The sequence below is a fragment of the Actinomadura atramentaria DSM 43919 genome (genome assembly GCF_000381885.1).
Classification (GTDB): domain Bacteria; phylum Actinomycetota; class Actinomycetes; order Streptosporangiales; family Streptosporangiaceae; genus Spirillospora; species Spirillospora atramentaria.
Window position 1 is genome coordinate 122,432 of sequence record NZ_KB907217.1, and the last position, 14,834, is coordinate 137,265.

The 14,834-nt window shown below is 74.9% G+C and carries 18 protein-coding genes; 4 read left to right on the plus strand and 14 right to left on the minus strand.

Features of this window, described 5'->3' with window-relative positions:
- Positions 1-12: 12 nt before the first annotated feature.
- Together G339_RS0122800 and G339_RS0122805 are read right to left on the minus strand one after the other, a co-directional pair.
- Complete coding sequence (locus G339_RS0122800; protein WP_051107930.1) at positions 13-408, minus strand: phosphomannose isomerase type II C-terminal cupin domain; 396 nt, start codon at positions 406-408, stop codon at positions 13-15.
- Between the two features lie 8 nt (positions 409-416).
- Positions 417-1,094, minus strand: coding sequence for a TetR family transcriptional regulator (locus G339_RS0122805; RefSeq protein WP_019633384.1), 678 nt, complete (start codon positions 1,092-1,094; stop codon positions 417-419).
- Positions 1,095-1,354: 260 nt separating this feature from the next.
- Here G339_RS0122805 and G339_RS0122810 point away from each other — a divergent pair, with 260 nt between their 5' ends.
- Positions 1,355-1,861: an acyl-CoA thioesterase gene (locus tag G339_RS0122810; RefSeq protein ID WP_019633385.1), complete on the plus strand. Its 507-nt coding sequence runs from the start codon at positions 1,355-1,357 to the stop codon at positions 1,859-1,861.
- A 90-nt stretch (positions 1,862-1,951) separates the two neighbouring features.
- Here G339_RS0122810 and G339_RS0122815 read toward each other — a convergent pair whose 3' ends face one another.
- The 12 genes from G339_RS0122815 to G339_RS0122870 all read right to left on the minus strand — a co-directional run bounded on the left by G339_RS0122815 (position 1,952) and on the right by G339_RS0122870 (position 11,958).
- Entirely contained in the window at positions 1,952-2,335 is a 384-nt protein-coding gene (locus G339_RS0122815; RefSeq protein ID WP_019633386.1) for a nuclear transport factor 2 family protein, read from the minus strand.
- A gap of 163 nt (positions 2,336-2,498) precedes the next feature.
- Positions 2,499-3,422 (minus strand): YihY/virulence factor BrkB family protein, encoded by a 924-nt coding sequence (locus G339_RS0122820; RefSeq protein WP_019633387.1) that lies wholly within the window; start codon positions 3,420-3,422, stop codon positions 2,499-2,501.
- On the minus strand, positions 3,419-3,727 hold the full coding sequence (locus G339_RS0122825; protein ID WP_019633388.1) for a DUF3618 domain-containing protein: 309 nt from the start codon (positions 3,725-3,727) through the stop codon (positions 3,419-3,421). Before G339_RS0122825 ends, G339_RS0122820 begins: the two co-directional genes overlap by 4 nt.
- Positions 3,724-4,188 (minus strand): phage holin family protein, encoded by a 465-nt coding sequence (locus tag G339_RS34915; RefSeq protein ID WP_019633389.1) that lies wholly within the window; start codon positions 4,186-4,188, stop codon positions 3,724-3,726. Before G339_RS34915 ends, G339_RS0122825 begins: the two co-directional genes overlap by 4 nt.
- A 74-nt stretch (positions 4,189-4,262) precedes the next feature.
- A complete protein-coding gene (locus G339_RS0122835; protein WP_019633390.1) occupies positions 4,263-5,804 on the minus strand; it encodes an MFS transporter in 1,542 nt (513 codons plus the stop codon).
- Positions 5,805-5,822: 18 nt separating this feature from the next.
- On the minus strand, positions 5,823-6,662 hold the full coding sequence (locus G339_RS0122840) for an acyl-CoA thioesterase (protein ID WP_157407953.1): 840 nt from the start codon (positions 6,660-6,662) through the stop codon (positions 5,823-5,825).
- A gap of 97 nt (positions 6,663-6,759) precedes the next feature.
- Positions 6,760-7,209, minus strand: a complete 450-nt coding sequence (locus G339_RS0122845) for a type II toxin-antitoxin system RatA family toxin (RefSeq protein ID WP_019633392.1) — start codon at positions 7,207-7,209, stop codon at positions 6,760-6,762.
- Positions 7,209-7,715, minus strand: coding sequence for a hypothetical protein (locus tag G339_RS0122850; RefSeq protein ID WP_157407954.1), 507 nt, complete (start codon positions 7,713-7,715; stop codon positions 7,209-7,211). The genes G339_RS0122845 and G339_RS0122850 overlap by 1 nt, the downstream gene beginning before the upstream one ends.
- The gene (locus tag G339_RS0122855; protein ID WP_019633394.1) at positions 7,712-8,827 is read right to left on the minus strand and encodes a hypothetical protein; all 1,116 of its coding nucleotides are present in this window, start codon (positions 8,825-8,827) and stop codon (positions 7,712-7,714) included. Before G339_RS0122855 ends, G339_RS0122850 begins: the two co-directional genes overlap by 4 nt.
- A gap of 29 nt (positions 8,828-8,856) precedes the next feature.
- Positions 8,857-10,635 carry a fatty acyl-AMP ligase gene (locus G339_RS34920; RefSeq protein WP_019633395.1) on the minus strand — a complete coding sequence of 593 codons (1,779 nt, stop codon included), beginning with the start codon at positions 10,633-10,635 and terminating at the stop codon, positions 8,857-8,859.
- A complete protein-coding gene (locus G339_RS0122865; RefSeq protein ID WP_157407955.1) occupies positions 10,632-10,883 on the minus strand; it encodes an acyl carrier protein in 252 nt (83 codons plus the stop codon). Before G339_RS0122865 ends, G339_RS34920 begins: the two co-directional genes overlap by 4 nt.
- A 43-nt stretch (positions 10,884-10,926) precedes the next feature.
- The gene (locus G339_RS0122870) at positions 10,927-11,958 is read right to left on the minus strand and encodes an NAD-dependent epimerase/dehydratase family protein (protein ID WP_019633397.1); all 1,032 of its coding nucleotides are present in this window, start codon (positions 11,956-11,958) and stop codon (positions 10,927-10,929) included.
- 118 nt (positions 11,959-12,076) lie between these two features.
- On the opposite strand from G339_RS0122870, the gene G339_RS34925 reads away from it, so the two are divergent.
- The 3 genes from G339_RS34925 to G339_RS0122885 all read left to right on the plus strand — a co-directional run bounded on the left by G339_RS34925 (position 12,077) and on the right by G339_RS0122885 (position 14,817).
- Positions 12,077-12,916: a hypothetical protein gene (locus G339_RS34925; RefSeq protein WP_019633398.1), complete on the plus strand. Its 840-nt coding sequence runs from the start codon at positions 12,077-12,079 to the stop codon at positions 12,914-12,916.
- A gap of 31 nt (positions 12,917-12,947) precedes the next feature.
- Positions 12,948-14,060, plus strand: a complete 1,113-nt coding sequence (locus G339_RS0122880; protein WP_019633399.1) for a ferritin-like domain-containing protein — start codon at positions 12,948-12,950, stop codon at positions 14,058-14,060.
- A 154-nt stretch (positions 14,061-14,214) separates the two neighbouring features.
- Entirely contained in the window at positions 14,215-14,817 is a 603-nt protein-coding gene (locus tag G339_RS0122885; protein ID WP_019633400.1) for a LysE family translocator, read from the plus strand.
- Positions 14,818-14,834: the final 17 nt, after the last annotated feature.

Consider the following 14,834-nt stretch of genomic DNA (forward strand, 5'->3'; position numbering starts at 1 on the left):
CACGCGCCGGTCTCACGCGCGCCCGTAGGAGTCCTCCAGGCGCTCGATGTCGTCCTCGTCGAAGTCGCCGAACGCGATCTCCATGATCCGCACGGCCGGGCCCGACGAGCCCAGCCGGTGCGTCTCGCCCGCGCGGATCAGGACGCGCTCCCCCACCTCCGGCAGGATGCGGCGGCCCGCCACCTCGAACACCGCGCCGGGGTCCAGCGCCACCCACAGCTCGTCGCGGTCGCGGTGCCGCTGCAGGCTCAGCCGCTGGCCCGCGTCGACGTGGATCAGCTTGACGGTCGACGGCTCGTTCAGCGTGAACTGCTCGAACCTGCCCCACGGCCGGTGGTCGGTGAGGACGTCGGGCCGCGCGGGGACGGGCGCGGGGGCGGGGGTCGGCACGGGGGTCGGCACGGTCACCTCGGGGTTCATCGTTCGTGGAACAGGTCGAGCACGCGGCCCTCGGACGCGGCGGGCAGCCCGCCGAGGATGAGGTCGGCGAGGCCGTCCACGACGGTCTCGCGCGGGACCTCGGGGTGGTCCAGCCACCAGTCTCCCGCCGTCTGCACCATACCGACCAGCGCGTGGCCCCAGACGTAGGCCCGGTCCTGGTCGAGCATCGCGCCCTCGGTGAACAGCACCTCGGCGAGCTGGCGGCTCACCTCGCGGATCATCGTGCTCATCGCGCTGTGCGTCGCGGCGTCCTCGGCGCTCGCGCGGTGCATGAGGAAGCGGTACAGGTCCAGGTTCTCCGAGACCGTCGTCAGGTAGGTGTCGATGGTGGACCGGACGCGGGCCAGCGGCGACCCGGTGCGGGAGAACTCGGCCCTGATGCCCTCGATCAGCTTGCGCGTGTGGCGTTCGGCGAGCGCCTGGTACAGGCCGCTCTTGTCGCCGAAGTGGCGGTACAGGATGGGCTTGCTGATGCCCGCCTCGGCCGCGATGGCGGCCATCGACGCCTCCGGGCCCTCGCGCCGGATGACGCGGTCCGCGGCCTCCAGCAGCGCGCGGCGGCGGCCGGGGTCGCGGCGCGGGGCGCGGACGGGGGCCGCCTTGCCGTTACCCGTGCCGGTGCCAGTGCCGGTGCCCGTGCGACCGCCCGTCATGGCCGGTCCGCCGGGCGTCTCCGGGCGGCCGGGGACGCGGGGAGCGGGCGGTCGTGGCCGCGGGTCGGTGGCATGGACCGAACGGTACTCGGGGTGTTACCCGGTGACAACACCACTGGCCTGCGGGCGGCGCGCGCGGTTCCCCCGCGACACGCGCAGCGTGATATACAGACGGTCACATGTTGCTTGCTCTCGGTGAGCAAGAGCGTTCCGCTCGTCAACGAGCTCCCCACTCCCTGCCTGAAGAACGAGGTGAATCCATGCCGGGCGAACCGGCCAGCGTCAGCGTGCTGCACCGCGTCGAGCTGTGCGACACCGACGTCACCGGCCACTACCACCACTCGACGGCGATCCGCTGGGTCGAGGCCGCCGAGCAGACCCTCCTGCACCGGGTGGGCCTCGACCACCTGCCCGTCATGCCGCGCGTCCGCTACGACGCGACCTACCGCAGCCGCCTGTGGCGGCACGAGGTCGTCCGGACGGGCCTGCGGGTGACGGCGGTCGGGCGCACGTCCCTCAGCTACCGCTTCGAGGTCACCGGCGGCGGGGCCGGACCCGCCGTGGAAGGAGCGATGACCGTGGTCAACGTCGACCCCGCGACCGGGGCCAAGCGCCCGTTCGACGACCTGGAGCGCAAGCTGCTGCTGGAGTCCGGCCCCCAGGAGGGCGACTTCCTGCGGCCGGGCCTGCCGCCCGCGCACCGCGACCCGGGCGCCGTCCCGCTCGCCGCGCCGGGCGGCGACCGGTGGGGCATCGGCTACGGCTGAGCGGCGCGGGCGGCCGCGATCCCCCCGCCGCCCGGGCGCGCCGGCCCGTCAGCCACCGCCCGTCAGCCACCGCCCGTCAGGCACCGCCCGTCAGACGCTGCGGCCCGGGAACAGGCTCTCGCGCCGGTCGACCAGGCCCGCCCGGTCGAAGTGCCACCAGTCGGTGAACCGCACCTCGACCCGCTCCCCGTCGCGCAGGACGCCGTCGAAGCGGCCCCGGACCGCGACCCAGTCCCCGTCGGCCAGCACCTGCTCCAGATGGTGGCTGCCGCTCGCGATGACCCGCTCCCCCTCGTAGAACCGGCGCAGCGCGTCGATCCCCACGATCTCGGGCGTCCCCTGGCGCTCGTAGCGCACGGCCGGATGGAACAGCGCGACGAGCGCGTCCACCTCCTGCGCGTCCACGAGGGCGTAGTACCGCCGCGCGATCTGGTCTGGAGACTGCTGCCGGAGCGTGCCGTCGACTGGGGCCACTGCTGTCCGCCTCGTGATCCAGGGGTGGTGAGTGGTGGGAGTCTAAGCCGCTCCGGGCCGATCAGCGCTGTTCGCCCCATCAGTTTTCCCTGTCCTGGATTGTCCAGGGGTGACAATTTCCGAGGCGGACGCGCCGCGGGGGACCGCATTCGGCCACGGGGCGTCAGTCCGGGAACTTGCGGGTGTCGCGGGGTTCGGCGAACGGCTCGGCGTCCGGCGGGCGGCCCGCCGCGACGGCGCGGCCGCGCTCCAGCTCGGCGTCGAACTCCGCGCCCAGCAGCAGCGCGAGGTTGGAGATCCACAGCCAGACCAGGAAGACGACGACTCCGGCGATGCTGCCGTAGGTCTTGTTGTAGCTGCCGAAGTTCACGACGTACACCGCGAACGCGGCGGACGCGACGAGCCAGAGCCCGAGCGCCAGCAGCGCGCCGGGGCTCACCCACCGGAACCGGCGGCGGACGTTGGGCGCGGCCCAGTACAGCAGCGCGAACACCAGGCTCACCACGACGAGCAGCACCGGCCACTTGGCGACGTCCCAGACGAGGACGGCCGTGGAGCCCGCGCCGATCGCGTCGCCCGCGCGGCGCGCGAGCGGCCCGGACACGACGACCGCGACGGCCGACACCGCGAGCAGGACCAGCGTCACGACCGTGATCCCGACGCGCACCGGCAGCGTCCGGGTCAGCGGCCGTCCCTCGGGCATCGCGTAGACGGCGTTCGCGGCGCGCATGAACGCGGCGACGTAGCCGGACGCCGACCACAGCGCGCCGAGCAGGCCGATGAGGCCCGCCACGCCCGCGGTCGCCCGGCCGTCGCGCAGTTCGGTGAGGCCGTTGATGAGGACGGGCCGGATCGCGGCGGGCGCACTGCGCCGCACCTCGTCGATCAGCCCGTCCACCGCCGATGTCCCGGCCAGGCCGACGAGGGACACCAGCGCCAGCATCGCCGGGAACAGCGCGAGCACGCCGTAGTAGGTGAGCGCGGCGGCCCGGTCGGGCAGCCCATCCGGGCCGTAGCTCTTCACGGCGCGGACGGCGGCCGCCCGCCAGGTCGCCGCGGGCGCGTCCGCCGGGGCGGCGGCCGTCACCGGCGGCGGGTGAGCCAGGCGGCGATCCCGGCGGCCAGGACGCCCGCGCCGACCGCGACCGCCCCGAGCGCGGGTCCGCGCGTCGCGGCGGAGCGGGTCTCCGCGCCGGTCGCCCGGGCCCGTTCGGCGGCCCGCTCGCGCAGCTCGCCCGCGCGGTCCTTCACGCGCGCCTTCACGTCGGCCTTGGCGGCGAGCGCCGCGACGGTGTCGCCGAGGTCGGCGCGGGCCCGCTCGATCTCGGCGCGCAGCTCGTCGGGCGTGGCGGCCGCGCCCTCGTGGGCGGCCTCGGACAGCTCGCGGGTCATCGGTGGCTCCTCTCGCGGACCTCGGTCACGTCCCTGCGGGTCTCGCGCAGCGCGTCGGTCGGCACCGGCGGGACCGCGCGGTCCGTCTGCCGCTTGCCGAGCAGCGCGAGCGCGCCCGCGCCGGCGAACAGCACCGCGGCGATGATCAGCGCGGCCGCCCACACCGGCAGGACGAGCGCGAGCGCGGCGATGGCGGCGGCGGCGAGCGCGCCGACGCCGTACAGCGCCACGAGTCCGGCGCCGCCGAACATCCCGGCGCCGAGTCCGGCGTGCTTGCCCTTCTCCTTGACCTCGGCGACGGCGAGCCGGAGCTCGGCGCGCATCAGCTCCGACGTCTGCTGCGCCGCCCGGCGGACCAGGTCCCCGGCGCCGTCGTTGGCCCGGTCGTTGGCCCGGTCGTTGGCCCGGTCCGCGGTCGAGGCGCGGGCGTGCCCGTCGAGGTCGGGCTTGATGGACGTCATCGTTGTTCACCTCCGTGCGTCTTCACGCACGCCTGCCCCGCCTCGCGGCGTTCATGCACCGCCCGTCCGGCGGCTCAGCCCGCGGCGGCCGCCGACTCGGCCGCCTCGCCCCGGGCGGGGGCCGCCGCGCGGACCCGCAGGAGCGCGCCGAGGACCGCCGCGCCGGCCAGCAGGACCGCCGCCGTCCACAGGCAGCAGACGCGCATGGCGCGGACGAACGCGGCGTCGGCGGCGGCGGCGAGGCCGGGGGCGCGGCCGGACGCGGCGACGTCCCGCGCCGACTCGGCGGAGACGGCCGCCCGTTCGCGCAGGTCCGGGGCGAGGCCGCTCACCGCGTCCGCGACGCCGTGCCGGTACACGATCGCCAGGACCGCGCCGATGAGCGCGATGCCGAGCAGGCCGCCGACCTGCCGGACGGTGTTGTTCACCGCGGCGGCCGCGCCCGCCTGCTCCAGCGGCAGGGAGCGCAGCACCGCCGAGGTGACCGGCGCGATGACCATGCCGATCGTGAAGCCCTGCGCGAAGACGACGATCTCGTACCAGACCAGCGCGGTGTGGAGCCCGAACGTCCCGAACAGCGCGAAGAACGCCGCGGCCGCCGTCATGGCCGCCGCCGTCACCGGCCGCGCCGACCAGCGCCGCGCCAGCCGGGTGGCCAGCGGCGCGCCGAGCATGACGCCGAGCGCGGACGGCGCGCCCGCCAGCCCGGCGGCCAGCGGCGTGAAGCCGCGCGCGCCCTGGAGGTAGAACGCGGCGACGAACCCGTGCCCGGCGACGGCGAGGAACACGGCGGCGAGCGCGAGGTGCCCGGCGGCGAAGTGCCGCCGCCGGAAGAGCCGCGGGTCGAAGCTCGGGCGGGCGAGGCGCAGTTCGACGGCGACGAACGCGGCGAGCAGCGCGGCTCCGGCGAGCACCGGGCCGAGGACGCGCGCCGCGTCGAACTCCGTCGCCCGGCCCGCGCTGATCAGGCCGTACGAGACGAGCCCGAGCCCGGCGGCGGACAGGACGAGCCCGGCCGGGTCGAACCGGCGGCCCGCCGGGGGCCGGCACTCGGGGACGACGAGCAGCACGCCGACGATCCCGAGGACCGCCACCGGCACGTTGATCAGGAAGATCGAGCCCCACCAGAACCGCTGGAGCAGCAGCCCGGCGACGATCGGCCCGGCCGCCAGGCCGACGCCGCTGGACGCGGAGAAGATCCCGAGCGCCGCCGCGCGGGCCTCGCCGGGGAAGACCCAGGTCAGGACGGCCATGCTGGCGGGCATCACGAGCGCGCCGCCGACCCCCATCAGCGCCCGCGCGGCGATGAGCTGGCCGGGGCCGTCCGCGTAGGCGGCGCCGAGCGACGCGGCGCCGAAGACGGCCATGCCCGCGACGAGCGTCCTGCGGTGGCCGAACCGGTCGCCGAGCGCACCGGCGGCGAACATCAGCGTCGCGAACGTGAGGGTGTACGCGCCGATGGCCCACTGCAGGTCGCTCGGGGCCGCGCCGAAGCCCCGGGCGGGGTCGGCCAGGATCTCCAGCGCGAGACCGAGAATGGTCGTGTCGATCCAGACGAGCAGTTGCGAGAAGACCAGGACGCCGAGGACCAGGCGCTGCCGCCGCGTGAACCTCATGCCGTCCGCCCGCCGTCCTCAGCCGATCGGGCGGCAGAGCATCCGCGCCTCTCCGGTCGCGACGAGTTCACCGCGCTCCCCCCAGATCCGGCCGCGTCCCGCGAGCAGCCCGGCCGCCGACGACGGGCTGTCGGCGTGCATCAGCAGCCATTCCGAATCCGCCGCCTGCGGTCGGTGGAACGACACCGACAACGACAGCGTCGGCGCGAAGTGGGTGATCCGGTCGGGGCCGAGGACGCCGATCGCGGCCATGAACGGGTAGACGTCGATCGCGATCACCGTGCGGCCCGCGTCCACGAAGGGATCGTCGAACCTCGGGCGCGGCCGGAAACGCAGCCACGCGCGGTAGAGCGCTTCGTCCCAGGGCTTTTCCGGCCATTCCTCGTGCTCCCGCGTATCGACCGGGCGTTCCTCGAAGAGGTCCCAGAATTTCTCTTTCCGGCCGGCGTGCCCGGGGCCGAGGATCTCCTGGATCGTCGGCAGCGTCTCGGGCGGCGGGCCGCCCGGCGAGGCCAGCGAGCGCTCAGGGAGCCCGTCGAGGCCGTCGGCGACGCCCCAGACCAGGCCGTGGACCACCGGCCGGTCGTTCTGGGACATCACGACCCGCACCGAGTGGGTGCGGGCGGTGCGGCGCAGCGTCGTGGTGGTGAGCCGCACCGTTCCGGGCCGGGGCGAGCTGACGAAATGGCAGTCCACGCTCGCCGGGCGCAGTCCGCCGTCCATGTGCCGCCCGGCGGCGCGCAGCATCAGGACGGCGAGGAATCCCCCGTTCGGCCCCCAGATCTGCGTGGACTCGTCGATTTCCGCGGTCCATTCGCCGTCGGCCCCGGTGACCGCGGACGCGATATCCAAATCCACCAAAGCGGACCCCCTCGATTTTTTCGCCACGATACCGCGCCGCCGCGGGGGCGGGAATCCGGCCGCCGCGCGGCGCGGCGGCCGAATGTGGCCCCGGTCAGGCGGAGCCGACCGCCACGGAATCGCGTTCGATGCCGCGCAGCATCTCCTCGCAGTTCTGCCGGAGCGAGCGCTGCGCCACCGGGTTGAGCATTTCCGCGAGCAGGGGAATTCCGATCTCGAAGTCGATCGTGAGGGTCACGCGGGTGCGCCCGGCGTCGACCGCGTCGACGCGCCACGCGCCGGTGAAGACCTCCATGTCGCCGGAGACCTGGTCGAACGCCAGGACGCGAGCGTCGTGGTCGAGCGTCTCGGTCTCCTCCCATTCGAGGATCGAGCCCTTGAGCGTGATCGACCACCGGCTGCGGCGGTCCCGTCCGTCGTCCGCGAGCAGCCGCACCCAGCGGACGCTGCTCATCGACGCCGGGTAGCGCTCGATGTCGACGACCGTGCTCCACACCCGGTCCGCCGGGGCGGCGATCTCCATGTCCACCGCGATGTCGGGCATCAGTGCGCCTCCTGACTCGTCCACTCCACGGGGAGGAAGCCCTGTTCGCCGACCGCCTCGGCCAGTTTCAGCCAGTCGCGCGCGGTCGCCAGGGCGGGGAAGTAGCCGTCCGGCGAGATGGGGTTGGGGACATCGCCGACGACCTCGCGCACGCCCGCGACCAGGCGGCCGGTGGTCTCCAGCAGCTCGTCCATCGGCGTGTCGAGGCTGGCGCGGACCAGGGCCGCGCAGTCGCGGCCCAGCTCGTGGTCCGCGAGGCGGTCCAGCGCCCAGGAGATCCGCATCCGCGTCGGGGGCAGCGGCCGCTCGTAGAACAGCACCAGGTTGAGGACGATGGCGCAGTTCTGCCCGATCTTGCGGGCGGAGTAGCGGGCCAGGCCCGCCTGGCCGTCCGCGACGGCGCCGCGCAGGTCCTCGAAGTCGCCGGTGATGAGCAGGCTCGTGCGCCACACGGCCTGCCCCTTGCACCAGACGTACCGCCGCGCGTCCACGTCGAGAGTTCTCACCGGTCGGGGTTCCCTTCGTCCTGAAATCCGGCCAGGTCCGCGAGCGCCGTCAGCTCCGCGACGGGGATGCCGCGGTCCCACGTCATCTCGACCAGGCCGCGTTCGTAGAGGCGGACGAGCAGGTCGGTCTCCGGCCGCGTGCAGTCCGCGCCGCGCCACGCCGACTCCGACCGGCCCTCCAGCCCCTGCCAGGCCGCGAACTCGTCGGCGTCGAGGTGCCACATGCCGCCGATCTCGGGCGCGACGAGGAAGCGGTCGCCGCTCGCCGTCAGGCCGCGCAGCGGCGTCGCGGACCAGGTGACGGCGTCGATGAGGGCGTCCACGCCGAGGTCGCGCCCGGACAGGCCCGCGCACAGGTCGACGGCGGCGGCGACGTACTCGGCCTCCCCCGACTCCGCGAGCACCGAGAAGCGGTCGTGCAGCGGGACGAGCCCGGGCGCGACGCCCTGCAGCCGCTCGTACAGCCACTTGTCGCCGGTGAACGGGACGCCCCCGGCCGCGAGCAGCATGTGCAGGCACTCCTCGACGGCGAGCCGCGCGTTCGACGTCGCCGCCAGCACCCGCCCGGCCCGCAGGGCGAGCTGCGCGATCAGCGCGGACTCGTGCATCCGCTCGGCGTACTCGCGGATGAGCAGGTCCCGGGCGATCTCGCGGGGGTCGCCGACGGACCCGAGGTCGAGCCGCGGGCCGTCCAGCCGGATGCCGAACGCGATGCGGTGCAGCAGTTTGAGCTGCTGCTCCTCTTCCGTCGTGCCGAACGAGCCCTGGATCGGACGCGTACCGTCCAGCGCCGCGACGGCGTGGCCGAACAGCTTCTCGATAGCCGCGTGCGAGCGGGTCCAGGCGTCGACGCGCAGCGTCTTCACCCAGTGCTCCAGCGGCACCCGCGACGACGCGGTGTCCGCGCCGCACACCACCAGGTCGAAGTCGCTCAGCCGGTTGCCGAGGCCGAGGGCCAGCGAGCCCCCGGCGAGCACGAGGTCGCCGGGGTTCTGGAGGTAGCCGACCACCTCCAGCACCTCGTCGAGGGACACGCCGTGGTAGGCGCGCAGCCTCCGTTCGAGGTCGGCCAGCCGTTCGTCCTCGGCCAGGACCGTCGTGTCGTTCACCATCTCGTCCGCCTCCTTCGCCTGCGTGGGTCTCAGAGCGTCTGTCCCGCCGTGCGGAACGGCGGGTCGCCCGCGCTCCACGCGGCGACGACCGGCAGGTCGCCGGACAGCAGCCGGTCGCGGCAGCGGAGGCGCTGGATCTTCCCGCTCGTCGTCTTCGGGACGGCGCGCGGCCCGACCAGGACGACGGCCTCGACCGGCACGCCGGTGTCGGCCGCGACCCGCTCGCGGACCCCGGCGACGACGTCCGCCCAGCCCGCGTCGGGGCGGTCCCCGGCGGCCTCCAGCACCAGGACGACGCGGGCCGCGCCCGCGCCCTCGACGGTGAAGGCCGCGCCGCAGTGCGGGCGCAGCCGCGGCTCGCCGCGCTCGGCGGCGGCCTCCAGGTCGTGCGGGTGGTGGTTCGCGCCGTTGATGATCAGGACCTCTTTCCGGCGGCCCGTCACGAACAGCTCGCCGTCGCGCAGGAACCCGAGGTCGCCGCTGCGCAGGAAGTCGCCCGCCCCCGGGTCGCCCGCGATCCGGGCGCGGAACGTCGCGGACGTCGTGCGCGGGTCGTCCCAGTAGCCGAGCGCGACGCTCGGGCCCTGGACCCACACTTCTCCGATCACGCCGTCCGGGCAGGGGGCCAGGGTCTCCGGGTCGACGATCCGGACGGTGTGGTCCGCGATGACCTCGCCGTTCCCGGCCAGCGGGACGCCGTCGTCCGCCGGACGAGCCCGCCCCGCGCGCAGCTCGGCCGCGTCGAACCGGCGGACGGCCGGGCCGCGTCGGCTCGCGGTGACGACCAGCGTCGCCTCGGCCAGGCCGTAGCTCGGCGCGAACGCCTCGGCGCGGAACCCGGCGGGGGCGAACGCGGCGGCGAACGCCTCCATCGTCGCGGCCCGCACGGGCTCGGCGCCGTTGACCGCGACCCGCCAGTGCGACAGGTCGAGGGTCTCCGCGAGGTCGGGCGGGCAGCGCAGGACGCACCGGTCGTACATGAAGTTCGGGCCGCCGGAGATCGTCGCGCGGAACCGCGACATGCCCTCCAGCCAGCGCCGGGGGCGGCGGATGACCGCGACCGGCGACACGACGTGGCAGGGCGCGCCGACGTACACGGGCTGCAGGACGCCGCCGATCAGCCCCATGTCGTGGTACGGCGGCAGCCAACTGAACAGGACGGAGTCCGCGTCGGCCCCGTAGGTCTCCACCAGCGCGGCGCAGTTGGCGAGCAGGTTCCGGTGGCCGACCATCACGCCGCGCGGATCGGCCGTCGAGCCGGAGGTGTACTGCAGGAACGCGGAGGTGTCCGGATCGGTGGGGGTGGGCGGGAGCAGCGGGCCGCCGGGCCGCCCAGCGTCCTCGGCATCGAGCCAGAGCAGGGGGCGGCCGTCGTCGGTGAGCGGCGCGAGGCCGTCCACGAACGACCGGACCAGCGCGTTGGTGACGACGCCCGAGACCCGCGCGTCCGCCACGATCGACCGGAGCCGGGGCAGCGCCCGGTCCAGTTGCGCGGGCGACGGCGGGGCGGCCGACACCGCGACGGCTCCGGCGTGGAAGCAGCCGAAGACCGCCACGACGTAGTCGGGGCCGGGCGGCAGGAGCAGCAGGACGCGCGCGCCGGGCGGCAGTCCCGCGCGCAGCGCCGCGCCGAGGCGGGCGGCGCGGGCGTACAGGTCGGCGTAGGTGAACCGGCGTTCCTCGCGCAGGTCGTCGTCCAGGAAGGAGAACGCGAGGCGGTCCGGCGTCGCCTCGGCGCGGCGGGCGAGGACGTCCGCGAGGGTGCCGGCCAGGCCCGCGCGCGGCGGGAGCGTTCCGCCCGCCGTCACGCCGACGCCTCCAGCAGGCCGAGGACCAGCGCCTCGACCTCGCCGAGCGTCCGGGGGACGAACACGCCGTCGGGGATGCGGAGCCCCGCGAACTCGTCCTCCAGCAGGGCCGCCAGCTCCTCGCGGCCGAGCGAGTCGTACCCGAGGTCGCCGCCGAGGTCCAGCGAGCCGTCCGCGGCGGGTGTCTTGACGGGGGCCGCGTCGAGCACGAGCGCGCTCACCCGTTCCCTGACCTCTGCTTCGGTCACGTCACGCCTTTCGGTCGATGTCCAGAAGGTGGTCGGTCCGCGATCAGTCCGCGCCGCGCCACGGCCGGGGGCGCAGCGACGCCAGCCGCGGGTTGCGGTCCGCCCAGTACGCGGCGGACGCGCGGACGCAGTCCTCGACGCCGGTGACCCGCCGCGTCGGGACCAGCGGCCCGGTGAGGGAGAAGTAGGGCTCGAAGACGCGCAGCAGGTCGATCATCCGGTTCTGCCGGGCGGTCAGGTGCTCGCGCGCGAACGGGAGGAAGAACCGGTGCCAGCTCTCCGGCGGGACGACGCGGGGGGCGACCAGCCGCTCGATGCCGCGTTCGGCGCGCCAGGCGTTGAGGCCGTCGAGCATCGCCTCGACGGCGGCGCGGACGCTCGGGGCGCGGTCGCCGCCCGCGAGGACGACCGGCGCGGTCCCGCCGTCCGGCGGGCGCAGCGCGGTCTCGACGAGCAGGTCGCCGAGGTCGTCCACCGGGACGACGTCCACGAGCGCGTCGGGCTCGGCGGCCAGGACGGGCACCGATCCGGCGGCGATGCCGCGCAGGATCGTATACATGCCCGCGAAGCGCGCCGCGCGGCCGTCCGCGCGGCGGCCGACGATGAGCGGCGGCCGCACGACGGTCACCGGGCCGGGCAGTTCGCGGACGAGCCGTTCCGCGCCCGCCTTGGACCATTCGTAGGTGTTCCGGTAGTCGGCCGGGTCGTCGGACGAGACGTCGCCGCGCAGTCCCCCGGCGTAGGCGGTGGAGACGTGGACGAGGTGGGTGTCCGCCGAGATCAGCGGCCGCAACGCGGCGACGGTCGCGACGTTGGCGCGGTGCGCCTGCTCGGGCGTCATGGTCCAGCGGACGTCGGCGGCGGTGTGGACGATGACGTCCCAGTGCCGGTCGAGCCGCGCCGGGCGGGGCTCGCCGCCGATGGTCCACGGCACCGCGTCCGGCGGGGCCGTCCCGGGGCGGCGGCTCGTCGCGGTGACCGCGACGCCGGGACGCCCGCGCAGCCGGTCGGCGACCTCGAACCCGACCAGGCCGGTCGCGCCGGTGACCAGCACGCTCCGCGCGCCGTCGCCCATCCGAACCCCCCATCGCCATCACCTATGAGAGATAAATTGGCCGGGTTGCCTTACTATAGGTGATGTGTTCTGGAATTTAGGCCGGGCCGTCGCGCATTGTCAACCCCGTCGGCGGGGTGTGGGCGGCGCCGCCCTCGCGTACCTCCGGGACCGGTTCCCGCCCTCCCACGCGGTCGCGCTCGCGACGGTCGCGTTCCTGACGTACCTCCTGTGCGGCCGGGCCGGCGCGGACGCCTCCACCGCGGGCTGGCCCGCGCTGACGGCCAGCGCGGCCTGCACGCTGCTGTTCCTCCAGACGCGCCTGCTCGACGACGCGGAAGCCCGCTCCAGCGGGCGGCGCGGGCTCCTGCTCGGCCTCGCCGCGACCACGGCCGCCGTCCTCGCGCTCGCCGCCGCGCCGGACTCCGGACCGCGCGTCCTGGCGTCCGTCCTGCTCCCGACCGCCGTGATGGCGGTCGGCGCGGCCGTCCTCACCCGGTGGCCGGACGCGCTGCTGTTCGGCCGCGTCCCGCTGTGCGACGGCGGGCCCGCGCTGGCACTGCTGTCGGTCGCCGTCCGGTGGGAGGCGGCGACGGGCGGTTCGCTGTCGGCGGGTTCCACGTTCCTCGTCGTCGCCGAACCGCTGCTGCTCTACGAGATCTGGAAGGAATCGCGCCGCATCGGCCGCGTCAGCCCCGGCGAACCGCCGGAGGCGGCGGCGCGGCGCTGGCGGCGCGACCGGCTCCGGATCGGCGGCTTCGCGCTCGCCCACGCGGCGGTCGTCGTCGCGCTCGCGCACGCCGCCGGGCTCTCGGCGGCGTACGCGGCCTACGGCTGCGCCCTCAGCCTGGCGCTCGCCGCGGGCGCGCTGCTGCGGCTGCGGGACGCGGGCCGCCCGCGCTGGTGCGGCCTGCCGTTCCCCGGCCTGATGGTGCTCGGCCTGCTGCTGGAGCTGGCCGCGTCCGACCCTCCGTTCTGACCCCCGCTCCCCCGGCACGAGAGGAAGACCGATGACCGCCACCGACCGCCCCGCCACCTGGGATGTGCCCCTGGCCGGAGCCACGCGCTTCACCTGGGACTACGACGCGGGCCGCGAGCGCCTGCTCGGCCTGTACCAGAAGGGCAAGGACAAGCAGTGGGACGCCCGCACCCGCATCGACTGGGACGTGGAGGTGGACCCCGACAACGCCGCGGGCATGCCGGACTCGTTCCACCCGCTGCACGGGTCCGAGCTGTGGGACCGGATGCCCGAGTCCGCGCGCACGGAACTCGTCCGGGACCAGAACTCGTGGCTGTTCAGCCAGTTCCTGCACGGCGAGCAGGGCGCGCTCAACGTGTCGGCGCGCATCGTGGAGTCGGTGCCCGACCTGGACTCCAAGTTCTACGCTGCAACGCAGACGATGGACGAGGCACGCCACGTCGAGATCTTCGCCCGGTTCGTCCGCGAGAAGATCGGCGCGGAGTACCCGATCAACCGGGACCTCGCGCGGCTGCTGGAGGAGTCGCTGAGCGACGGCCGCTGGGACCTGCCCTACCTCGGCATGCAGGTGCTCATCGAGGGGCTGGCGCTGGCCGCGTTCGGCCTCTACCGGGACATCGCGCCGAACCCGCTCGTCAAGCAGCTCCTGGCGTACGTCATGCAGGACGAGGCGCGGCACGTCGCGTTCGGCCGCCTCGCCCTCAAGGACTACTACGCCGAGCTGACCGAGAAGGAGCGCGCCGAGCGCGAGGAGTTCGTCGTCGAAGGCTGCTACCTCATGCGCGAGCGGTTCAAGGGCCTGGAGGTCTACGAGCGGCTGGGGCTCCCGGTCGCGGAGTGCGCCGCGTACGTCGACCGGTCGGAGGTGTTCCTGCTGTTCCAGTCGCACCTGCTCAGCCGGATCGTGCCGGTCGTCCGGGACATCGGGCTGTGGGGCGACCGGGTGCGGGACGCGTACGCGGACATGGGCGTCCTCGACCACGCCAAGGCCGACCTGGAGGAGCTGATGCGCCAGGACGAGCAGGTCGCGGAGACCTACGACCGCGAGCGGGACGAGCGGGAGCTGGCGGTCCGGCGGGCCGAGGTCGAGGCGGCGATCACGCTCGGCCGGGGCGATGAGCCGCCAGCCCGAAATGCCGGTTGACAACCGGATCAAGCGCTTTCTACGCTCGCCTCATCACCTTAAAGTGATGCGAGCGGGCAGGCGCATCACCGCAGCCGGGGCCGGGTGACGGGGAACGCGCGAACCCGGCCGCGCCCGCGCGGGCGCGGCCGGGACCGGAAAGGGGGCCAGCCCGGTGGTCGACCTCGCGGGCTACGTCGCGGTCGCGGGCGTGATCGTCGTCGCGCCCGGCGCCGACACGCTCGTCGTCGTGGACAACGCGCTGCGCGGCGGCGGCCGCAGTTCGACGGCCACCGCCGCGGGCGTGTGCTGCGGCCTCACCGTCTGGGCGTTCGCCTCGCTCGCCGGGCTGGTCCTGCTGCTGCGCGCGCACGACGGCGCGTTCACCGCGCTGAAGATCATCGGCGCGGTGTACCTGGTGTTCCTCGGCGTCCGCACGCTGTGGGAGGCCCGGTCGGCGGACACCGCCCCCCGGCCCGTCGGCGGGACGTGGCGGCGCGGCGCGCTCACCAGCCTCACCAATCCCAAGGTCGGGATCTTCTACCTCTCGTTCCTGCCGCAGTTCCTGCCCGCGCACGGCCACACCGTCGCGTGGGGCGGCCTGCTCGCCGGCATCCACATCGCGCTGAGCTTCGCCTGCCTGCTGGCCTACTCGCTGCTCGCGCTGCGGGCGCGGGCGGCGTTCCAGCGGCCGGGGTGGCGGCGCGCGCTGAACATCGTCACCGGGTCGGCGTTCTGCGTCCTCGGCGTCGGCGCGGCCGCCGCGGCCGTGGCGTGACGATCCCTCGGGAAGGA

What these genes read in the sequence shown, in the direction of transcription:
- G339_RS0122805 (WP_019633384.1), bottom strand. Translation starts at nt 1,094, where the DNA reads ATGACGGGCGGTCGCACGGGCACCGGCACTGGCACCGGCACGGGTAAC.
- G339_RS0122810 (WP_019633385.1), top strand. Translation starts at nt 1,355, where the DNA reads ATGCCGGGCGAACCGGCCAGCGTCAGCGTGCTGCACCGCGTCGAGCTG.
- G339_RS0122825 (WP_019633388.1), bottom strand. Translation starts at nt 3,727, where the DNA reads ATGACCCGCGAGCTGTCCGAGGCCGCCCACGAGGGCGCGGCCGCCACG.
- G339_RS34915 (WP_019633389.1), bottom strand. Translation starts at nt 4,188, where the DNA reads ATGACGTCCATCAAGCCCGACCTCGACGGGCACGCCCGCGCCTCGACC.
- G339_RS0122835 (WP_019633390.1), bottom strand. Translation starts at nt 5,804, where the DNA reads ATGAGGTTCACGCGGCGGCAGCGCCTGGTCCTCGGCGTCCTGGTCTTC.
- G339_RS0122845 (WP_019633392.1), bottom strand. Translation starts at nt 7,209, where the DNA reads ATGCCCGACATCGCGGTGGACATGGAGATCGCCGCCCCGGCGGACCGG.
- G339_RS0122855 (WP_019633394.1), bottom strand. Translation starts at nt 8,827, where the DNA reads ATGGTGAACGACACGACGGTCCTGGCCGAGGACGAACGGCTGGCCGAC.
- G339_RS0122870 (WP_019633397.1), bottom strand. Translation starts at nt 11,958, where the DNA reads ATGGGCGACGGCGCGCGGAGCGTGCTGGTCACCGGCGCGACCGGCCTG.
- G339_RS0122880 (WP_019633399.1), top strand. Translation starts at nt 12,948, where the DNA reads ATGACCGCCACCGACCGCCCCGCCACCTGGGATGTGCCCCTGGCCGGA.